Origin of the sequence: Acinetobacter sp. SCLZS86, assembly GCF_021560715.1 — a bacterium.
In the GTDB taxonomy this organism is placed as follows: Bacteria; Pseudomonadota; Gammaproteobacteria; order Pseudomonadales; family Moraxellaceae; genus Acinetobacter; species Acinetobacter towneri_A.
In genome coordinates, this window is the sequence record NZ_CP090864.1 from 1,622,827 (window position 1) to 1,640,711 (window position 17,885).

Here is a 17,885-nt window from a genome sequence, read left to right on the forward strand (position 1 = left end):
GATGGATACAGGCCACAAGTGAAAAAAGATGCTGTGGTTATGCGTCGTGGCGATAGTGTTTTGAAAATCTTCTGTCACAAAGGACAAGCACAGCAAGACTATTTAATGAATGAAGCGTGTCAGCGCAAATTTAGACAGTTTTGCAGATGCTATTTAAATGAAGCAGCTGGTTTTTTAACACGTTTAGAACGTGAAGCAAATGTAGAAGTTAGCCGTGCTAAGAAATTTAATTATTTGATGGTGGCGTGATGGAAGATAACAAACTAGAGCCAACTGAAATTGTTCGTGGCGAAATGGGAACTTGGACACATCCGGTTTATTCAAAATACATGAATGAGCATCTGGAAAATGAAGAATATGTAAGTCGTGAAGATTGGGAAAAATTTAAAAGCCACTTTGGTGTAGACACTGTGGTGTTCTGGATGGAGAGCCTTGTTAATCCTGATGATTGGGAAATTATGATGGATGATTGTGATATCACCAAGTGGGACCCGATTGCACCAAATGGCTTTTTCTTAATTGACATTAATTTTAGTGAAGATGACGCCTATGCCATTTTTGCTCGAAATAAATATGAAAGTGAGGTGGCGTGATGGATTCAGTGAAATTAATTTTTGAAGGTTATTCAGATGATACATTCGGTGAAACTAATCACTTTAATGATGATTATGATAACTGTGCTTCTGGAAAGCCTATTGAATATTTGGTGAGCTCAGGTGAATACGCAATTGTAGTAACTGGTCACTTTTGCCCTAACAACTCTGGAACATGGATGATTGGAGTCGCCAACCATGACCCAGATTGCGAGGATGTTGATTTTCCAAAGTGGCCGATGCGCATTGAGCCACAAGATTATCGTAATGGATTCCAACCAAGATTAGTAATTGAAGCACCTAAGGATGTTGAAATTAAGTGCTTTCAGCGGAATGAGGTGGCGTGATGGATATTCGGGAAGAAAAAATTGCTCATGAAAAACACCTGCTTTCACAAGGTGTGGATTTCAAATATTTGCCGAATATTCAATATAACGAATTGGAAAATATTTATGAGCTAATTGAATGGGATGAGGAATATAGCAAAGCTCTGAATGAAATTAATTCAAGCTGGTGCACATGGCAAGCAGCCAAAGCCCAAGCCATTCCTGAAGGATTTGTGGTTGTGCCGAAAGAGCCGACACAGGAGCTATTAAACAAAATGCAAGATTTTTTTGTTGGCGCTTTCGAGAATGGTTTAACAGGCGGTCAGTCGATTCATTGTGCATACATAGCCATGATCGAAGCACAGGAGCAAAGCACAGGAGCAAAGCCATGACCTGTTTAATTAAAGTTTCTGAATTTATTAAGCGGGTATATGGAGAGGATGGAACACCTCCTACTCGCCAAACAATTGTGCGACAATGTCAACTAGGTAGACTCCCTGCCGAACAAAAAGGCAAACTGTGGTATATCAACTGGAACGTTTATCAAAAGCAAACTGGTAATGATTTAGTTGATAAGGTCTTGGGAAACTAAGAAATGACTCGTCCTCGCACCAAGCGCAATAAGGATTTACCTGCCAACCTATATAGAAGCGGTGTCAACACTTGGAGATACCGCCACCCTATTACGGGTAAATTTCACGGTATGGGTGATGATAAGTCCAAAGCAATTATTGCGGCACGTAAACTTAATGATCTGCTAACCCCTGCTACCGATTTAGTTGCATCTGTCATGGGTGAAGTGACATTCGGTGAATTTTCTAAAAAGTTCTTAGCTGAAAAACGCAGAAAAGACGGCAGACCACTTGCCCCAAATTCTCTGCGAACATACACTCACAGCCTAAGCCGTTGTGATGAATGGGAAAAATTACCACTAAGTTCTATCACTCTTTTGATGGTGAACAATCTTCTTGATAGTTTGTCAGCGTCAACAAGTATTGAAACACGTAGCCTGCTTATTCAAATTTTCGATTTAGCAATCAGTAAAGGTTTGGTCCCTGACAATCCAGCTGCACAAACGATTAAACGTTATCGAATTAAGCAGCGTAAACGCCATACGCTTGAAGGTCTTGAAGCCATTCGTAATGTAGCGCCGCAATGGTTAAAAAATGCAATCGATCTTGCGCTTTTAACAACGCAAAGACGTATTGATATTGTCAACATGAAATGGTCAGACATTTGGGATGGATATTTGCATGTCGCCCAAGCGAAAACCACCGATGACCCCGAGGACGATTTCGAATTACTCGAAGGTGCTGGATACGTTCGCATAAAAATTAATGCTGAACTTCAAAAAGTTTTAGATCGATGTAAAGACGATGTGGTTAGTCCTTTTATCATCCATCGTGTGCCAAAAGGTAAAACCAAAAATAAAAGCCAAACCAAAGCACATTGGACGCAACTCGAAGCGCAATATGTTTCACGCGAATTTCTTAATGCTGTTAAGAAAGCAAATACCTATCCTGAATTAAGCGGTAGACAGTTACCAAGCTTCCATGAGATCAGAGCATTAGCAATTCACTTGCATAAAAAAGCAGGAAAATCCGCTCAAACATTAGCAGGACATGCCTCAGAAAAAATGACAGAGAGATATGCATCTGGTCATGAAATTATATGGAATGATGCAGATATAGGAATCGATTTACCGTTTTCAAACTAAGCTCCTTCGGGAGCTTTTTTATTGGCTGTGCTGACACAAAATAGCCTTGCAAAACTATATTATAAGTCCTTGTTTTACATAGTTTACATAAGCACCCAAATTGACATATTTTTCAATAATTTTAACCCTATTTTTGTTTTTAAAATCAAATAGTTAATTTATTATGAACGATACAATAAATAAATTGAGAGCATTGAAAATTTCCGTAGTTAAGATATTGAGTTGCTTATAAAAAAATTAAATTTTGCAAAATAAATGCAAAACTTTAGCAAAACAGTATTTTGAAGTATTGCGTATTCTAGCAATTATGGCAGCTTATTCAATGGAAGTTGAATAAGGAATGGGCATAAAAGAAAGCACCCAAAAGCGGTTGGTGTGACTAAATGACGAGTTTTGAACTATTACATTTAGACAGCACCTTGTAGCCTATTCTGCCGTTATGCAAATTATGTCTTTACACCAACACATAAATTTAAAATCGTATTAGGATGAATTACCCCACTGCATTCAAATTAAGTGCAATAGAAAACCCAGCATTTAGGCTGGGTTTAGTATATTTTTACTTGATTAATGCAACGCCATTTCCGCACTTTTAGCTAAGAATGCCGAACGGCTTAAATGTTGTTTTTTTGCAACAGCATCAATACGTTTTACTAAAGCTTCTGGCATGCTGATATTAATACGAATAGACTTTGTATTTACTTTTGTTGTATCAATATCAACTAACAACCAAAAACCACCCTCAAATCGCTCATCACCTAACCATTGCTCTGGGCTTGATGGTTCTGGTAACGGAATATCTTCACCATCAAAGTAAACTTCAACCGCTTCCTGTGCCATGCGCTGAATATCTTGCAACTCATCTGCTGCGCTAAAGCATCCATCAAAGTCAGGAAAGGTTAAACCGTATGCGCTATCTTCATCTTTGTGAACATATACTGGATATAACATTTTTACCTCCACTCCCAACCAGCCTGTTTATATATATTGCGTAGAGTTCCTATTGGCATATCTTTACGTGGATGTGGTACCACAACATGCCCAGGCTTTTCAGGATGCTTATACTTTTCATGGTCGCCTTTACCACCCACTTTGTACCAGCCTTCCTGCTCAAGACGCTTAATAATGTCTTTGCTGTTCATTGTGTAATTATACACAACATAATTTTAATAAGGAAGGATACTTCAAAGTTTCCCTGATTTTCATAAACAAAGTCTGTGTCTATCTGTCATCATGTGCAGACAAACACAGACCTCTGAATTTGTTTAAAACTGATTACTTGATATTCGGTGCAATCATTTGTTCAGGACGTACCACTTCATCAAACTGCTCTGCTGTGACCAAATTCAGCTCTACTGCAACTTGCTTTAAGGTTTTATTTTCCTTATAAGCTGTTTTAGCCACCTTCGCTGCATTCTCATAACCAATTACAGGATTCAAAGCGGTCACTAACATGAGTGAATCATGCAAAAAGTGATCTATTTTTTCACGGTTTGCTTGAATGCCAACGGCACAATGCTCATTAAAGCTATTGCAGGCATCACCCAAGAGTTGAATAGATTGCAATAAGTTATATGCGATCACTGGCATAAATACATTCAGCTCAAAATTGCCCGATGCACCTGCCACGTTAATCGTGGTGTCATTGCCCAATACCTGTGCAACTACCATGGTCATCGCTTCGCTTTGTGTTGGATTAACCTTACCCGGCATAATACTTGAACCAGGTTCATTTTCTGGAATACGCAACTCACCAAAACCACAACGCGGGCCACTGGCTAACCAGCGAATATCATTGGCAATTTTATTTAAACTCACCGCCAAAGTTTTTAATGCACCCGAAGCAAATACTGCAGCATCACGCCCTGCCAAAGCCTCAAACTTATTGGGTGCAGTCACAAATGCTAAGCCTGTTAGCTGTGCCAATTGCTCCGCTGCCTGTACCGCATAATCAGGATGTGCATTTAAGCCTGTACCGACTGCTGTACCGCCCAATGGCAACTCATACAAGCCTGTTAAAGCCTGTTCCAAACGCTTTAAACTATGATCTAATTGAGATACATAGCCACTAAATTCCTGCCCTAAAGTTAATGGTGTCGCATCTTGTAAATGTGTACGTCCAATTTTGACAATTTCAGAAAATTCTTCACTTTTGGCATGCAACGTATCACGCAAACCCTTTACTGCAGGAATGAGCAGTTCATTAATTTGCAAACTCGCTGCTACATGAATTGCAGTTGGAAAAGAATCATTGGTCGATTGGGCACGATTGACATGATCATTCGGATGTACAGTCTTTTGCGCACCTAAAGGATTCCCCAGTTTTTGATTGGCGATATTGGCAATCACTTCATTACAGTTCATGTTACTTTGCGTACCCGAACCTGTTTGCCACACCACCAAAGGAAATTGACTATCCCACTGCCCTGCAATGACTTCATCTGCCGCACCAACAATGTACTGCGCCAACTCTTGAGGGATTTGCCCTAAGTTTGCATTGGTTATTGCCGCCGCTTTTTTAACTAAACCCATCGCGCGAATCATGGCGCGAGGTAAACGCTCATTACCTATTTTAAAATTTTGTAAGCTGCGCTGAGTTTGCGCGCCCCAAAGTGCATCATTCGGGACTTGAACCTCACCCATGGTGTCATGTTCAATACGTGTTTGCATGTTCAGCCTCATTCCTTCGTGATTTCAATGATGTCATGTGCTCTTATATCGATCTTATAAAAAACAGACAGCCTAGTAAATGATAATTATTATCAATAATTCCATTGCGTTGTATTTGTTTCAGCTATAAGGCTTCGTGAATCGCATCTCAACGAATTTTATAGCGCTTACTTTTAATGCTTGAGCGTATTTTGATAAAAACGCCACTCATCCTCTAGCATTTTTTCTAAACTACGTTTTGGCTGCCAGTGTAAATACTGTTGTGCCTTATCTACGACTGCACCTAACTGATCTAACTCAGGATATTCATAATGAATTGCAGGGACTGTAGCAATTTCAGTGTCAGTGACTGCACTAATACGTGCAAGTAACTGCTGAATTGAGACGACTTCTCCTGCAATATTAAAGGCTTCGCAGCTATGTGTTTGTTCGAATAACCAATGCAGGCTTGCGATGACAGCCTCACAGACATCTAGTACATGCACAAAGCTGCGTTCTACGGTTTGATCTGCAGTATTGGCTTGCTGACGTAATTCAATTGCTTCACGCTGTTTTACTGCAACTTGCATCGCCAAAGGAACAATATTTTTAGGTAATGGTGCAACGACTTCGCCTAAAATTCCGTGTTCAAATGCGCCTGCTATATTACTCAAGCGCAAAATAGCAATGTTCCATTCATTATCAGTTCTAAAAGTATCGCGGATGATTTCTTCAACCATCTGTTGAGATTTCACATAGGGATTGGCGTAGCTGTAATTAAAGCTCTGGCTTTCTTCTAGATTCAATCCAGACTTTCCATAGACCGCGATACTTGAAAGATGCACCAAACGACGCACGCCTGTACGTTGCATAGAACGTAATAAACTCATAATAGAACTGACATTATCGTTATAATATTCCAGTGGTTTAAGCACCGATTCTTCTAAAGATTTAAACCCTGCACAATGCACCACTGCAGTAATTGAATATTGTTCAAAAACTTTGTTCAGCGCGGGCGTATTTCTAACATCCAATTTGGCAAAAGGCACATAACGCCCTGCAATATATTCAAGTCGCTCTAAGGTCTGCATACTTGCATTGGATAAATTATCTACAATAATGACCTCTTGCCCTTGAGCCATGAGGCTTAATGCAATGTGTGAGCCTATAAAGCCTAAACCACCAGTCACTAAAATCATTTATACTACCTTTTTTATAAAGTCTGAATGCGCCTTAGCACATTGCATTAGTGAATTTTGATGAGCACCTTATTACTAATAACCTCCCCACCAACCTCTATTCATGCATGGCATGCACTTGGTTTTGCTCAAGCCTTACAACAGAAAAATGAGGCTTTTCGTGTGTTTTTTTATCAAGATGGCGTTGCTGTAGCGAATGAGTTGCAATGGGTACCCGATGATCAACGCAATCTCAAAACAGAATGGCAAAAATTGTCTATTCGTTTACCGGTATGTGTAAGTGCAGCACTGGCACGTGGTATTAGCGATGCAGACAATGTCAAACGCCATCAACTAAGCCAACACAATTTAGCTGCAGGCTTTGAATTGGTTGGCTTGGGCGAACTGGCCGATGCAGTGCAAACCACAGAACGCCTGATTCAATTTTAAGCGATTCATTTTGTAAATCTGTTGCATTTAAAAGGTAAATTGTGTGAAAACTGTACTCGTGGTTTTACGTCAGGCCAATTTAAACAGCTTACAAGTACATGAAAGCTTGTCAGCAACAATGGTACTGGCAACTTTTGGTTGTGAAGTCAAAGTATTATTACAAGATGCGGCATTAAGCCTATTACAGTCGGAACTGGCTTTTGATTCACTTAAACATGCCTTTAAAGTGGCATCCAACTTGGTCGATAGCTTTGAGTTTTATGACCTCAGCCCAATTTTGATTGAACATAAACATGCTCACTCACCGTTTATCAAAAATACGGTACATGAGATTGAATGGGTGGAACTGAATCGCGAGCTGATTCAAACCTTTGATCGGGTTTTATATTGGTAGTTTGATTGGTGGTTTAACAGTTTGATTGATCATTTGACCACATCTAAACATCTAAAGAGAAAAGCATGACTAACGCAAATTTATATTTAATCCAAGCGAGATTTGATAGCACAGCAGCAATTTTAGCAGAGCTAAATGCCTTGTACGCTCCGCAAGATAGCGTTGTACTGATGGGTGATGCGGTATTGCATCAACACCATCCGCTTTGTGCCCAGCTAGACAAAATATATGTACTGGAAAATGATGTAGAAATATTGAATGGTCATTTGGCAGAAAATGTACATCCGATTGATTATGCAGCTTTTGCAACGCTGTGTTTAGCACATCAGCGCTGTATTAGCTTAAAATAACACGCCGTAATGATATGAAACCAATGCAAAGCATTTTTAAGGGTGAATGAAACAAGAGATGACACTAGAATTAGATCAAGATGGACATTTGCTGGATTACACTGTCTGGAATGAACAAGTTGCACAAGAACTGGCGCAAAGTTTAGCGCTCGATCTCACGGCTTGGCATTTTGAAGTTTTGCACGCTGTACGCCAATTTTATCAGCAATTTGGACACTCACCTGCAACCCGCCCTTTAATCAAATTTTTAATGAAAACTGTAAGCCCAGAAATTAACAATGCCGTTTTGCAGGATAAATTTAATACAGGTTTAGTGGCGCGTCATTTAAGCCGTTTAGCGGGTATTCCTAAACCAGCGAACTGCTTATAGACAAACTGTTGCTGATGAATACAGCACTGATTTAGACTTGTTTTAAATTCTGCTGTGCTTGGATGTACTGATAATACACTGAGGTAAATTGTGGCTTCACCTGTTTGGCATGTAGTTCTTCGCCACATTCTGAACATACCACGACAGGCTGAAACGTTTTAGCACAATTTTTATGGATGTATTCCACAGGCTTACCTAAACCTTGATCCATCCATTTATCTGCCCAATTTGCCATAGACAGCATTAAGGGATAAAGCTCCAAGCCTTTTTCAGTCAATTTATATTCAAAACGTTCTTGGCGTTCTACATAAGGTACTTTGACTAAAATTTCATGTTCCACCAAACGCTTTAAACGATCAGACAATACATGCCGCGTGACGCCCAAATGTTGTTGAAAATCATCAAAACGATGCATGCCCATAAAGGCATTACGAATAATCAGCATTGTCCAACGGTCACCAATCACCGACAAAGTTCGTGCAATCGAACAAGGCTGCTCACCAATTTCATCCCATTTCATCTGTGTCGCCTATCCCGCAGTCCACTACCTGAAAGTTAAAAGATTCTACAGGCTTTGCAAAGTCAGTTTTACATGAAAATTGATAAAAAATGAAGTATGACTTCACAATCTGCATAAAAGGAATCCCCAGTTTTTGGGGTTTTATACGCCTGCATCTTCAATCTTTAAATTTGCTATTCACTTATAAGGCAGATCACACTATTTAGATGTAGCTCCTGCACAAAAAACTTGTTCGGTCATCCCTGAAGCCGTGAAACTATTGTGCTGCTGCTCTAAATAACGCTTTGCCACCATTAACATCATAGGTGCAGGATACAAGTTTGGATTGTGCTCGGAAATTTCAGCAATATTTTTATAGGCTTGATAGCGTGCACAAAATGCCTGTTTTTGTTGTTCTGCCGTTGCTTGGCTAGCAGGATCATCCAATACTTTTTTGCTGTCATTCACAATCTGCGTGTATTGATTTAATAAGTCTTGATATTGTGTTTGAGTCAATCCATTGGATGCATGTGGAATTGTAATTGGTGTAGATGATGCTTCAAGTGCCAACTGCTGTGCTTGAATACCTTGTGCCATGACACTCAGACCTTGCATTCCAAGCATAATGCTCACCAATATTTTTGCCATGTTCGACATACGAATAAACTTAAGACGCATCGCCTTCTTTCCAGACATCTTCATAGTCATCTGCATCAATCATAAATCGGTAGCCTTGCTCTAAAGCCAGATATGGAAGCACATCAGGCAAAATGTCTTGCAACTCGCGTACAGGCATGGTTTCAAAGCTCACTTCATCTTCACCCAGTTCACCGCCATAAATATACCACGCAACTTTTTCTTCCCCTTCTGGCGCTTTACGCAATCCCACAATTGGGTCTTTATTTAAGGTCTGGACTGCAACTGCGATAACATCATCGCCACTCACTGCAATATAGGCTGAACCAAACTCTTCACAGAGCAGTTTTTGTTCTTCTATCAACTCTGCCAAGGCTGAGTTTTTTTGTTTTTGCTGTGGTTTAGACATGACAATTCTCTAAGATAAGCTGTGAGTATTCTAACGAGATTGTACGGATAGAGAATCTTTATTTTTATATTTCTGAGATCCTTAAATCAAATGCAAAGGATATAACATGAATTTGAAATTACATAGCTTTGAAATATAACCCTACGCCCAAATCACCAAGATTGCCGCAAGCACGACCAATCCCAATCCCCAATGATCGGTACGAGCAAGTTTTTCTTTAAAGAAATAGGCTGAAATTAGTAAGCTGAATAATATTTCAATTTGTCCGAGTGTTTTCACAATCGCTACAGTTTGCATACTCATGGCACTAAACCAACCTAATGATGCTAAAAAACTGCAGACGCTCACTTTAAAAGTTAATCCCACCCGCTGCCACATGGCATACAAGGTATGTCGTCTAAACATACCTAAATACGCCAATAAAATACAGCATTGAAAACCAATGACCCAAACCAAAACCCATGCAGCGCGATGAATAACCGGTAAGAAATCGAGTTCTAAACTGGCCTCTCGTACCAATAAAGAAGTCACCGCAAAACTGAGTCCACTTCCGATTCCAATGGCTAAAGTCGTGAATGAAAAATCACTACGTTGGCTGCCTTTACTCAGTAGAAATACCGCAATCCCACCAATCGCAACACCTAACCAAGCCAATGCGCTTAAATGTTCTTGTAGGAAAATCACGCCTACAATTGCAGCTAAAACTGCTTCACTTTTGGCAAGCCCGACACCTACTGCATAATTTTTTTGTTGAAACAGTTTTACCATTAAAGCCGTGGCTAAAATCTGACACACTGCTGCAATGATGATATACAGCCAAAACATCGAACTAAAATGTAGTTCTGCTTGAACAGGCTGCTGCCATTGTAAAATGCTTAAATACGCCAGTGCAAAAGGCAAGGCAAAAATAAAACGCGCCAGAGTCACGCCATAAATATCGACACTTGTGCTGAGTTGTTTTTGAAAGGCGTTGCGCCATGCCTGCATAAATGCAGCCATTAAGGTAAAGAGCACCCAACTCGAAATCATTACAACCACAAATGCGTTACAAATAAAGTTATAATTTACGCCTATTCTATTATTTTTGCGATCTTTATTGCTTTTGAGTTATACGCTTATGATCTCTTTTATCAACAAAAAAAACATTCATTAAAATTCAAATGAATGTTTTTCATATCTTGAAGCGATTATAGGTGTGCTGTTATTCAAAAACTGTTTAGAACTTATCTAAATTTATCACTACAGCTACGCCAATACAAAATAAAGCCACGTACACGGTAAACCAAATAATCATGTGCTTAAATGCTTTATCTGAAATACTGCTATCGGCATATTTCTGAGGTTTGCGTGAGTTATCTTCTTGCATATCAACTCCAATCTAACCAGATTTTGGGGATATACAGATTATGCAAAATTCTAAAGCATTACTATAGATACAAAATATTCATTAAAAACTATAACAGTTGATTTTAGATTCATACCCATCTGTTATAAAAACAGAAATTATTTGGTGTTTTAAACCTAAAAATAGATCAAAATAATTAACAGATGCAAAAAATGATTGAGTCGTACCATGTATAAATCTGAACAATTGGCGTTAAACATTCGGCAACTCATTGAAAATGGCGCATGGAAAGCACATAGTAAGTTGCCTTCGTTAAGAGAACAATCACAAATCAGTGGTTATAGCTTAATGACCGTACTGAACGCTTATCAAGAACTTGAAGCGCAGGGATTGGTTTACGCTAAACAAAAGTCAGGTTTTTATGTTGCAGAACGTCTCAATCAAACGGAGCAACCTGTACCAAGCAGCTTGAGTTTAAATTCACATATTCAAATGAACTCTTTGGTCTTTGGCTATTTAAAATCAATTCAGCCTGCAGATGTCAGCCCTTTGGGTTCTGCCTTCCCCAATGCAGAATTGCTGTTTAACCCAAAGTTCATGCAAATTTTAGCGCAGCATGCCAAGCGAAAAAGCAGTTATATGAGCCATGACCACATGCCACCAGGCAATTATGAATTAAGAACCATAATTGCAAATCGCTACTGTTTGCAAGGCATACCTACCCATGCAAATGATATTGTCATCACATCAGGTGCTTTAGATGCGCTCAATTTGTCATTACAAGCGTTGACCAAACCTGGAGATTTTATTTTATTACAAGAAACTATATTTTATGGTGCATGGCAAGCAGCTGAACGTCTTGGTTTACAGGTGATCACCATTCCAGAACACCCTGTTTCAGGTTTCGATTTAGACTCATTTGAACAAGCCTTAAAACAATACCCGATTAAAGTCTGCTGGTTGATGTTGAATATTCATAACCCCATTGGCTTTAGTGTCAGAGATGAAATTAAGCAACGTATTGCAAGTTTGCTTGAAGAATATCAAGTGTATTTAATTGAAGATGATGTCTATCAAGAATTGTATTACGGGACGCAAAAACCTCTATCCATGAAGTATTTTGACCGACAACAACGGGTACTGCATTGCGCTTCTTTTTCTAAAACTTTGGGTTCTGCTGTGCGGGTCGGTTGGGTTTATGCAGGACAATTTTCCAATGCTATTCAGCATTTTCAGCTAATGAGCACGGTTTCGGCAAGTCCCTTACTCCAAAATACTTTGGTCGATTTTCTTTCACACCATCATTACGAAAAACATTTGCGCCAATTACGCAAAGAACTGGAAAAACATAAGAAAGTGTTTTATCAGCAATTGAAACAGCGCTTAAATCCAGCTTGCAAAATTCACTACTATTCTAGTGGTTATTTTTTATGGATTGAACTGCCTGCATATTTAGATGGCTATACAATTTATGAGCAATTGATTCAAAATAAGATTGGCATTGCGCCAAGCCAACTGTTCCGTTCTGAACAAGTCAGCCAAAACTTTATGCGTTTAAACTGTTCTTTTGCTTGGAACAGTAATATTGCGACTGCACTAGATGTTTTGTCTGAGGTGATACAACAGCACATCACGCAATATACTCATGCCTAAAATTACAGAGCCGATCACCCGACAATAAAAAAAGCTGAGTTTTGGCTCAGCTCTTTTGTGATTTAAAGTGCAATTTTAGAAGTTATAAATTGCGACTGCATTGATTCGGTTATCTTCACCTGTTTTACTGCCATTTGCTGCTTCACCGAATGCTTCACGCTCACCATAAACATATTCTAAACCAAAGCTTAACGGTTTACGAGGGCTATAGAATACGTTTGCCCAAGTTTGCCATAAATCTTTGTTAATCGTAGTTTTGTCTTTCGTAGCTGCAATATAGTTAGGGTCTTTATCAAAACTCATATAACCATAACCTAAAGTACCATGCACTTTGTCACTAAATTTTTGTGTAATACCAACCATGATTGAGTCAAACTCGCTTTGAATAAGACTACCATTTGTCTGAGCAACAACACCTTTATTCGTGAATGACACAAAGCTACTATCACCTTTTACATGGTAATAATCGGCTTTTAGAGTCGTGCCTGGTACAACATCATATTTTGCACCGACACCGACGCCCCAAGCCATTTCTTCATCCGAATTGACACGTTTTTCATGTCCCATCGCACGTACGCTGACATTTAAATTATCAGCAAACTGATGATTTAAACGCACAGTTAATGCAGGTAAACGCTGGTTGATTGTGGCATCTTTAGGATCTTCAGCTGCGAGTACCAAATTGGTTTGCGGGCTAAACTTTGTTGTATAACGTACTTGAGGTGTACGTTTTACAGCACCACCAACAAATGCCAAAGCATCAATGGTTTCTGGCATATAGTCTGGAATCGCAAAGTTTGACCAAGTTTGACCAATCAACCAATTTCCGTAGTTCAAATAAGCATGGCGAATACGTAAATTATCAAAATTAGAACCGCCCAAGAAATCGACTTCGATTTTACCTTTTACGTCTTGATCACCCACTGGGCTTTTAAAATCTAAACCTATACGGGTTGCTGAAAGTGTTGATCTTAAACGATCACTACTTTCATTATTACCTTCTAACGCCACTGCATTAATGTGGTTATATGGCAAATCTCGGCTACTACCCTCAACCTGATAAGACGCATCTAAACGCACATTACCATATAAGTTGAACTCAGCACCTTTGGCTGTTTTCAGAATTGGACTCGGGCTTGCTGAACTGCGTTGGACATTGGCGATTGCCGTTGCTGTTTGCGTATTTTGTACTTTTTGCTGTTCTATCAAACCACGTAAAGCCTGAACCTCTTGTCTAAGTTGTTCAATTTCCGTTTGCTGTTGAGTTTGCGCTTGTGCTGCAACACTCATACCGCCCATGCTCAATGCAATCATGCTCATCATGAGCGTGCGCTGCATTGTTGGTCGAACCGTTGTAGGTTGAAAATTTAAAGATTGGGTTAATGTTTTCGTGTTCATCCTAAACTCACTTATTATTGTGCCATCAAAATCTAGCAACAGATCACCATCGCTTAAGATGGCGATCTATATCATTGATGACTTTAGATTAATTGAAAGGTATAGAAATTATTGGGTTGCTTTTTGTGCAATTTGATTGCTTTCTACCGCAGGCTCTGCAAGGGCTTTCGCTTCTACAGATGTTTTTAAATTCACCATGAAGATTGCTAAGGCAGCAATTACACCTGGAATCGCAATAGCAAAGAAGTTCATTTGGTGCGGTAAATTCATGGTTAATAGTGCACCAGTTAAGACTGGCCCAACGATTGCACCGATGCGACCAATACCTGACGCCCAGCCCATACCTGTAGAGCGTACAGTAGATGGGTAATATTGTGCGACAAAAGTATAAAGCAGGATTTGTGAACCAATGGTTGCTGCACCTGCAACTGCAATTAAGGTATACAACACAATTTGTGGACTGTTAAAGCCAAGCAAAATTAATGCTGCTGCACCACAGATAAACATAATGGTCACTACTTTTTTGATATGGAAGCGGTCAGCCAATGCACCCCCTCCAATTGCGCCAATCATGCCGCCAATATTCAGTGCAAATAAGAAGATCATACTTGCGCCCAATGAGTAACCCGCTTGGATCATTAATTTTGGTAACCAGCTGCCCAAAGCATAAACCATTAACAAGCACATGAAGAATGCGATCCAGAACATGAAGGTACTGAACATACGACCTTGCTGGAACAATGCTTTTACAGGTGCTTCATCGCCTTTAGTCACTTCATTCAATACAAACTCAGTGTCACCATTTAATTGTTGGCTTGGCGAAATTTTTTGCACAATACTGCGGGTTTGCTCAATTTCTTTCTTGTTGGTCAAATACATAAGTGACTCAGGCAAGAATTTCCAAATTAACGGTAAAGCCACCAATGGAATAATTGCGATGTAGAACATGATTTTCCAGCCAAACTCTGGCACTAACCATGCACCCAACAATGCTGAAGTCATACCGCCAATGGCATAACCACTAAACATCAGCGCAACCAAAGTACTACGAATACGCTTTGGCGCATATTCTGTCATAAGGGCCACAACGTTTGGCATTACACCGCCAATACCAAGTCCAGCAAGGAAACGTAAAATACCAAATTCAACTGGATTGCTTGCAAACGCACCTAAGAATGTAAAGCCACTGAAAATAGCCACACAAATCATAATGGTCTTTTTACGCCCCAATTTGTCAGAAAGCGTACCAAAGGTCATCGCACCAAACATCATGCCAAATAATGCGGTACTAGCCAGTAAGCCAGCTTGAACTGCACTTAAAGCCCACTCTTGCATGAGCAGCGGCAATGCAACCCCATAAATGACTAAATCATAACCGTCAAAAATAATGATCATCAGACACCAAAACAATACGCCCCAATGAAATGGCGTGAACTTGGCATCATCAATCAAGGTATTGATATTAATTTTATTGCTTTGCATCTTGCTTCACCTCCTAATTGTGAAGTCCGTTACTCCAACTCAGATGCACACAATGAATAAGAAGTTAAAATTTGTCCAAAACTGAATAGGCATGGATACATACCTAAAAAGTCTAAGAAAATATAAATTATTGATATTTATAAAATAAAATAGAAAGTGTATAAAAAATGCCGTCATCTGAAAGAGTGAAAAAGTTTTTCTCTCTAATTCAAATGACGGCAAATACAAATAAATAGCATGATAAATTGATGTGCGATTTAATTTTCAAACCATTGATTTAAATTAAATTTATTAGAAAACATTACGGTCATAGGTCACAGCTTCCAAGTCATAGACTTGATAGATACAGTCAAATAAAGAACGAATATCTTCACTTTCATCCATGTTACGAATAGCCATAAAGACTGGACTCACCGCCGCATCATCTAATAAAGGTATAAAGTGCAAATGTGCCAAATGAATATTTTCTGCACTTTCAGGCACCAGACACACCCCTTCACCTGCTGCAACAAAGCCTAAAGCCAGTTGCAGTTCTCGTACTTCACGAATTTTCCTTGGTTCTAGTCCATACTCAGAAAACACGCCACGAATTTGCGTAGAGAAGTTCGGTTTGTTGTGATTCGGATATAAAAATAGTTGCTGATCAACGACATCGGCCAAATACACACCTTCTTTTTGCATCGCAAAAGGATGACTTGAATGCACAGCAACCATTAATCTTTCTTCACGTAATAGTATGCGTTTCACCGCAGGATCGGAAATACGCAAACGACCAAATCCGACATCTATACGCCCTTCTTTTAAGGCCTGAATCTGGTCATTGGTGGTCATTTCCACCATTTCTATTTTTAAATGCGGATGCTGCTGCTTAAACAAATATACAATTCTTGACAATAAACCGAACAATAAAGAACCAACAAAGCCAATAGTCACGGTACGGTCAGCAATACCTACCCGTTTAGTCATCGACTTAATTTCTTCAGCATTAGACAAAAGTTTAACAGCATGCTGGTAAAAAAATTGGCCTGCTTCCGTGGTCTTAAGCGGTCTGCTCCCGCGCTCAAATAGTTGAATTCCAAGCTCTTGTTCTAAATTTTGGATCTGTCTGCTCAAAGGTGGTTGAGCAATAAAGAGTTTTTCTGCTGCCTTGGTGAAACTTTGCTCTTCTACAACAGCAACAAAATAACGTAAATGTCTGAGTTCCATAGCTCAAAATACCTTTTAAGTATAAAAAAATGCAAATTTGATCTTCGACCAATGCAATTTATTCTTTTAAGGTATATCACATAACTGTAATAAAGCAATGATATGAAGGGCAAACCATGTATAAGTCAGTAGAAACTTTGCTGGTGGAAATACCAACCATCCGTCCACATAAGATGGCGGTTGCAACCATGCAAACCCAAACCCTGGTATTAGTCAAAATCACCACTGAAGATGGTTTTGTTGGCTGGGGCGAAGCGACCACAATTGGTGGCTTGGGCTATGGTGAAGAAAGCCCAGAAAGTGTGAAAACCAATATTGAAACATATTTCGCACCATTGCTAAAAACTTTAGCTGGCTTGAACGTTGCGCAAACTTTACAGATCATTAAAAAGAATATCAATGGTAACCGTTTTGCGAAATGTGCCATTCAAACTACTTTATTAGATATTCAAGCACAACGCTTAAACCAACCTTTAAGTGAAATTTTAGGTGGTCGTCTACGCAACTCTGTTCCTGTGTTATGGGTGCTTGCGTCTGGCGATACAGAAAAAGACATTGCTGAAGCGCAAAAAATGATTGCGGCAAAACGCCACAACACTTTCAAACTCAAAATCGGTTCACGCCCTGTTGAGCAAGATGTTGAACACGTATTAGCCATTAAACAAGCTTTAGGTAAAGACGTTTCTATTCGTGTGGACGTTAACCGTGCTTGGTCAGAACTTGAAGCTATTAAAGGTATTCAACTTCTACAAGATGGTGGTGTAGACCTGATTGAACAACCATGTGCAATTGACAACATTGATGCAATGGAGCGTTTAACTCGCAAATTTGATATTGCCATCATGGCAGACGAATCATTGATGGGCCCACAAAGTGCTTATCAATTGGCGAAACGCAATGCGGCATCTGTATTTGCAGTAAAAGTTGCACAGTCTGCTGGTCTGATTGAAGGCTGTGAAGTGGCAACGATTGCACAGTTGGCAGGTATCGACCTCTATGGCGGCACCATGCTTGAAGGCCCAGTCGGCACAATTGCATCTGCACACGTGTTCTCTACCTTCCAAAATTTAGCTTATGGCACTGAATTATTTGGCCCGTTATTGCTGACAGAAGAAATTTTAAAAACTCCGCTTCAGTACCAAGACTTTGAATTACACCTTCCAACAGGTGCAGGTCTAGGCATTGAACTGGATGAAGACAAAATTGACAACTTGCGTCGTCAGTAATTAG

24 protein-coding genes are annotated in these 17,885 nt (G+C 39.5%); 12 read left to right on the forward strand and 12 right to left on the reverse strand.

Annotated elements, in window-relative coordinates:
• Positions 1-18: 18 nt before the first annotated feature.
• From LZP46_RS07790 to LZP46_RS07815, 6 genes are read left to right on the forward strand one after another with little or no spacing between them, the layout of a single operon-like run.
• On the forward strand, positions 19-249 hold the full coding sequence (locus tag LZP46_RS07790; protein ID WP_236093467.1) for a hypothetical protein: 231 nt from the start codon (positions 19-21) through the stop codon (positions 247-249).
• Entirely contained in the window at positions 249-593 is a 345-nt protein-coding gene (locus LZP46_RS07795) for a hypothetical protein (protein WP_236093468.1), read from the forward strand. The genes LZP46_RS07790 and LZP46_RS07795 overlap by 1 nt, the downstream gene beginning before the upstream one ends.
• Entirely contained in the window at positions 593-940 is a 348-nt protein-coding gene (locus tag LZP46_RS07800; protein WP_236093469.1) for a hypothetical protein, read from the forward strand. Before LZP46_RS07795 ends, LZP46_RS07800 begins: the two co-directional genes overlap by 1 nt.
• On the forward strand, positions 940-1,311 hold the full coding sequence (locus LZP46_RS07805; RefSeq protein ID WP_236093470.1) for a hypothetical protein: 372 nt from the start codon (positions 940-942) through the stop codon (positions 1,309-1,311). The genes LZP46_RS07800 and LZP46_RS07805 overlap by 1 nt, the downstream gene beginning before the upstream one ends.
• Positions 1,308-1,511, forward strand: coding sequence for a hypothetical protein (locus LZP46_RS07810; protein WP_178866749.1), 204 nt, complete (start codon positions 1,308-1,310; stop codon positions 1,509-1,511). Before LZP46_RS07805 ends, LZP46_RS07810 begins: the two co-directional genes overlap by 4 nt.
• A 3-nt stretch (positions 1,512-1,514) precedes the next feature.
• A complete protein-coding gene (locus LZP46_RS07815) occupies positions 1,515-2,636 on the forward strand; it encodes a phage integrase Arm DNA-binding domain-containing protein (RefSeq protein WP_236093471.1) in 1,122 nt (373 codons plus the stop codon).
• Positions 2,637-3,203: 567 nt separating this feature from the next.
• On the opposite strand, the gene LZP46_RS07820 is transcribed toward LZP46_RS07815, so the two are convergent.
• The 4 genes from LZP46_RS07820 to LZP46_RS07835 form a co-directional block, all read right to left on the reverse strand.
• The gene (locus LZP46_RS07820; RefSeq protein ID WP_236093472.1) at positions 3,204-3,587 is read right to left on the reverse strand and encodes a type II toxin-antitoxin system HicB family antitoxin; all 384 of its coding nucleotides are present in this window, start codon (positions 3,585-3,587) and stop codon (positions 3,204-3,206) included.
• Between the two features lie 2 nt (positions 3,588-3,589).
• Positions 3,590-3,778, reverse strand: a complete 189-nt coding sequence (locus tag LZP46_RS07825; RefSeq protein ID WP_004973562.1) for a type II toxin-antitoxin system HicA family toxin — start codon at positions 3,776-3,778, stop codon at positions 3,590-3,592.
• 133 nt (positions 3,779-3,911) lie between these two features.
• A complete protein-coding gene (gene fumC, locus LZP46_RS07830) occupies positions 3,912-5,306 on the reverse strand; it encodes a class II fumarate hydratase (protein WP_236093473.1) in 1,395 nt (464 codons plus the stop codon).
• A gap of 173 nt (positions 5,307-5,479) precedes the next feature.
• Positions 5,480-6,484: an SDR family NAD(P)-dependent oxidoreductase gene (locus tag LZP46_RS07835; protein WP_236093474.1), complete on the reverse strand. Its 1,005-nt coding sequence runs from the start codon at positions 6,482-6,484 to the stop codon at positions 5,480-5,482.
• A gap of 60 nt (positions 6,485-6,544) precedes the next feature.
• Here LZP46_RS07835 and tusD point away from each other — a divergent pair, with 60 nt between their 5' ends.
• The 4 genes from tusD to LZP46_RS07855 all read left to right on the forward strand — a co-directional run bounded on the left by tusD (position 6,545) and on the right by LZP46_RS07855 (position 8,027).
• Positions 6,545-6,913 (forward strand): sulfurtransferase complex subunit TusD, encoded by a 369-nt coding sequence (gene tusD, locus LZP46_RS07840; protein ID WP_236093475.1) that lies wholly within the window; start codon positions 6,545-6,547, stop codon positions 6,911-6,913.
• Between the two features lie 43 nt (positions 6,914-6,956).
• Positions 6,957-7,307 (forward strand): hypothetical protein, encoded by a 351-nt coding sequence (locus LZP46_RS07845; RefSeq protein ID WP_236093476.1) that lies wholly within the window; start codon positions 6,957-6,959, stop codon positions 7,305-7,307.
• Positions 7,308-7,372: 65 nt separating this feature from the next.
• On the forward strand, positions 7,373-7,657 hold the full coding sequence (locus LZP46_RS07850; protein WP_236093477.1) for a DsrH/TusB family sulfur relay protein: 285 nt from the start codon (positions 7,373-7,375) through the stop codon (positions 7,655-7,657).
• A 58-nt stretch (positions 7,658-7,715) separates the two neighbouring features.
• On the forward strand, positions 7,716-8,027 hold the full coding sequence (locus LZP46_RS07855) for a TusE/DsrC/DsvC family sulfur relay protein (protein WP_236093478.1): 312 nt from the start codon (positions 7,716-7,718) through the stop codon (positions 8,025-8,027).
• A gap of 31 nt (positions 8,028-8,058) precedes the next feature.
• On the opposite strand, the gene LZP46_RS07860 is transcribed toward LZP46_RS07855, so the two are convergent.
• From LZP46_RS07860 to LZP46_RS07880, 5 genes are all read right to left on the reverse strand, one after another.
• Positions 8,059-8,547 (reverse strand): winged helix-turn-helix transcriptional regulator, encoded by a 489-nt coding sequence (locus tag LZP46_RS07860; protein ID WP_019837560.1) that lies wholly within the window; start codon positions 8,545-8,547, stop codon positions 8,059-8,061.
• Between the two features lie 198 nt (positions 8,548-8,745).
• Positions 8,746-9,204: a hypothetical protein gene (locus tag LZP46_RS07865; RefSeq protein ID WP_236093479.1), complete on the reverse strand. Its 459-nt coding sequence runs from the start codon at positions 9,202-9,204 to the stop codon at positions 8,746-8,748.
• Positions 9,194-9,571, reverse strand: coding sequence for an immunity protein Imm33 domain-containing protein (locus LZP46_RS07870; RefSeq protein WP_019837562.1), 378 nt, complete (start codon positions 9,569-9,571; stop codon positions 9,194-9,196). The genes LZP46_RS07865 and LZP46_RS07870 overlap by 11 nt, the downstream gene beginning before the upstream one ends.
• A gap of 141 nt (positions 9,572-9,712) precedes the next feature.
• Complete coding sequence (locus tag LZP46_RS07875; RefSeq protein ID WP_236093480.1) at positions 9,713-10,600, reverse strand: DMT family transporter; 888 nt, start codon at positions 10,598-10,600, stop codon at positions 9,713-9,715.
• Between the two features lie 187 nt (positions 10,601-10,787).
• Positions 10,788-10,937, reverse strand: coding sequence for a hypothetical protein (locus tag LZP46_RS07880; RefSeq protein ID WP_236093481.1), 150 nt, complete (start codon positions 10,935-10,937; stop codon positions 10,788-10,790).
• Between the two features lie 207 nt (positions 10,938-11,144).
• Here LZP46_RS07880 and LZP46_RS07885 point away from each other — a divergent pair, with 207 nt between their 5' ends.
• Positions 11,145-12,569: an aminotransferase-like domain-containing protein gene (locus tag LZP46_RS07885; RefSeq protein WP_236093482.1), complete on the forward strand. Its 1,425-nt coding sequence runs from the start codon at positions 11,145-11,147 to the stop codon at positions 12,567-12,569.
• A gap of 75 nt (positions 12,570-12,644) precedes the next feature.
• Here the strand turns inward: LZP46_RS07885 and LZP46_RS07890 are convergent, their stop codons facing one another.
• The 3 genes from LZP46_RS07890 to LZP46_RS07900 form a co-directional block, all read right to left on the reverse strand.
• Entirely contained in the window at positions 12,645-13,967 is a 1,323-nt protein-coding gene (locus LZP46_RS07890) for a DcaP family trimeric outer membrane transporter (protein WP_236093483.1), read from the reverse strand.
• Between the two features lie 108 nt (positions 13,968-14,075).
• A complete protein-coding gene (locus LZP46_RS07895; RefSeq protein WP_236093484.1) occupies positions 14,076-15,449 on the reverse strand; it encodes an MFS transporter in 1,374 nt (457 codons plus the stop codon).
• Between the two features lie 291 nt (positions 15,450-15,740).
• Positions 15,741-16,655 carry a LysR family transcriptional regulator gene (locus LZP46_RS07900; RefSeq protein ID WP_236093485.1) on the reverse strand — a complete coding sequence of 305 codons (915 nt, stop codon included), beginning with the start codon at positions 16,653-16,655 and terminating at the stop codon, positions 15,741-15,743.
• A gap of 116 nt (positions 16,656-16,771) precedes the next feature.
• Between LZP46_RS07900 and LZP46_RS07905 the strand changes: the two genes are divergently transcribed.
• Positions 16,772-17,881, forward strand: coding sequence for a muconate/chloromuconate family cycloisomerase (locus LZP46_RS07905; protein ID WP_236093486.1), 1,110 nt, complete (start codon positions 16,772-16,774; stop codon positions 17,879-17,881).
• The last annotated feature ends 4 nt before the right edge of the window (positions 17,882-17,885 follow it).

Coding starts and splice junctions, on each gene's coding strand:
- LZP46_RS07795 (WP_236093468.1), top strand. CDS start 249: ATGGAAGATAACAAACTAGAGCCAACTGAAATTGTTCGTGGCGAAATG.
- LZP46_RS07800 (WP_236093469.1), top strand. CDS start 593: ATGGATTCAGTGAAATTAATTTTTGAAGGTTATTCAGATGATACATTC.
- LZP46_RS07805 (WP_236093470.1), top strand. CDS start 940: ATGGATATTCGGGAAGAAAAAATTGCTCATGAAAAACACCTGCTTTCA.
- LZP46_RS07810 (WP_178866749.1), top strand. CDS start 1,308: ATGACCTGTTTAATTAAAGTTTCTGAATTTATTAAGCGGGTATATGGA.
- LZP46_RS07815 (WP_236093471.1), top strand. CDS start 1,515: ATGACTCGTCCTCGCACCAAGCGCAATAAGGATTTACCTGCCAACCTA.
- LZP46_RS07820 (WP_236093472.1), bottom strand. CDS start 3,587: ATGTTATATCCAGTATATGTTCACAAAGATGAAGATAGCGCATACGGT.
- LZP46_RS07825 (WP_004973562.1), bottom strand. CDS start 3,778: ATGAACAGCAAAGACATTATTAAGCGTCTTGAGCAGGAAGGCTGGTAC.
- fumC (WP_236093473.1), bottom strand. CDS start 5,306: ATGCAAACACGTATTGAACATGACACCATGGGTGAGGTTCAAGTCCCG.
- LZP46_RS07835 (WP_236093474.1), bottom strand. CDS start 6,484: ATGATTTTAGTGACTGGTGGTTTAGGCTTTATAGGCTCACACATTGCA.
- tusD (WP_236093475.1), top strand. CDS start 6,545: ATGAGCACCTTATTACTAATAACCTCCCCACCAACCTCTATTCATGCA.
- LZP46_RS07850 (WP_236093477.1), top strand. CDS start 7,373: ATGACTAACGCAAATTTATATTTAATCCAAGCGAGATTTGATAGCACA.
- LZP46_RS07855 (WP_236093478.1), top strand. CDS start 7,716: ATGACACTAGAATTAGATCAAGATGGACATTTGCTGGATTACACTGTC.
- LZP46_RS07860 (WP_019837560.1), bottom strand. CDS start 8,547: ATGAAATGGGATGAAATTGGTGAGCAGCCTTGTTCGATTGCACGAACT.
- LZP46_RS07865 (WP_236093479.1), bottom strand. CDS start 9,204: ATGCGTCTTAAGTTTATTCGTATGTCGAACATGGCAAAAATATTGGTG.
- LZP46_RS07870 (WP_019837562.1), bottom strand. CDS start 9,571: ATGTCTAAACCACAGCAAAAACAAAAAAACTCAGCCTTGGCAGAGTTG.
- LZP46_RS07875 (WP_236093480.1), bottom strand. CDS start 10,600: ATGATTTCGAGTTGGGTGCTCTTTACCTTAATGGCTGCATTTATGCAG.
- LZP46_RS07880 (WP_236093481.1), bottom strand. CDS start 10,937: ATGCAAGAAGATAACTCACGCAAACCTCAGAAATATGCCGATAGCAGT.
- LZP46_RS07885 (WP_236093482.1), top strand. CDS start 11,145: ATGTATAAATCTGAACAATTGGCGTTAAACATTCGGCAACTCATTGAA.
- LZP46_RS07890 (WP_236093483.1), bottom strand. CDS start 13,967: ATGAACACGAAAACATTAACCCAATCTTTAAATTTTCAACCTACAACG.
- LZP46_RS07895 (WP_236093484.1), bottom strand. CDS start 15,449: ATGCAAAGCAATAAAATTAATATCAATACCTTGATTGATGATGCCAAG.
- LZP46_RS07900 (WP_236093485.1), bottom strand. CDS start 16,655: ATGGAACTCAGACATTTACGTTATTTTGTTGCTGTTGTAGAAGAGCAA.
- LZP46_RS07905 (WP_236093486.1), top strand. CDS start 16,772: ATGTATAAGTCAGTAGAAACTTTGCTGGTGGAAATACCAACCATCCGT.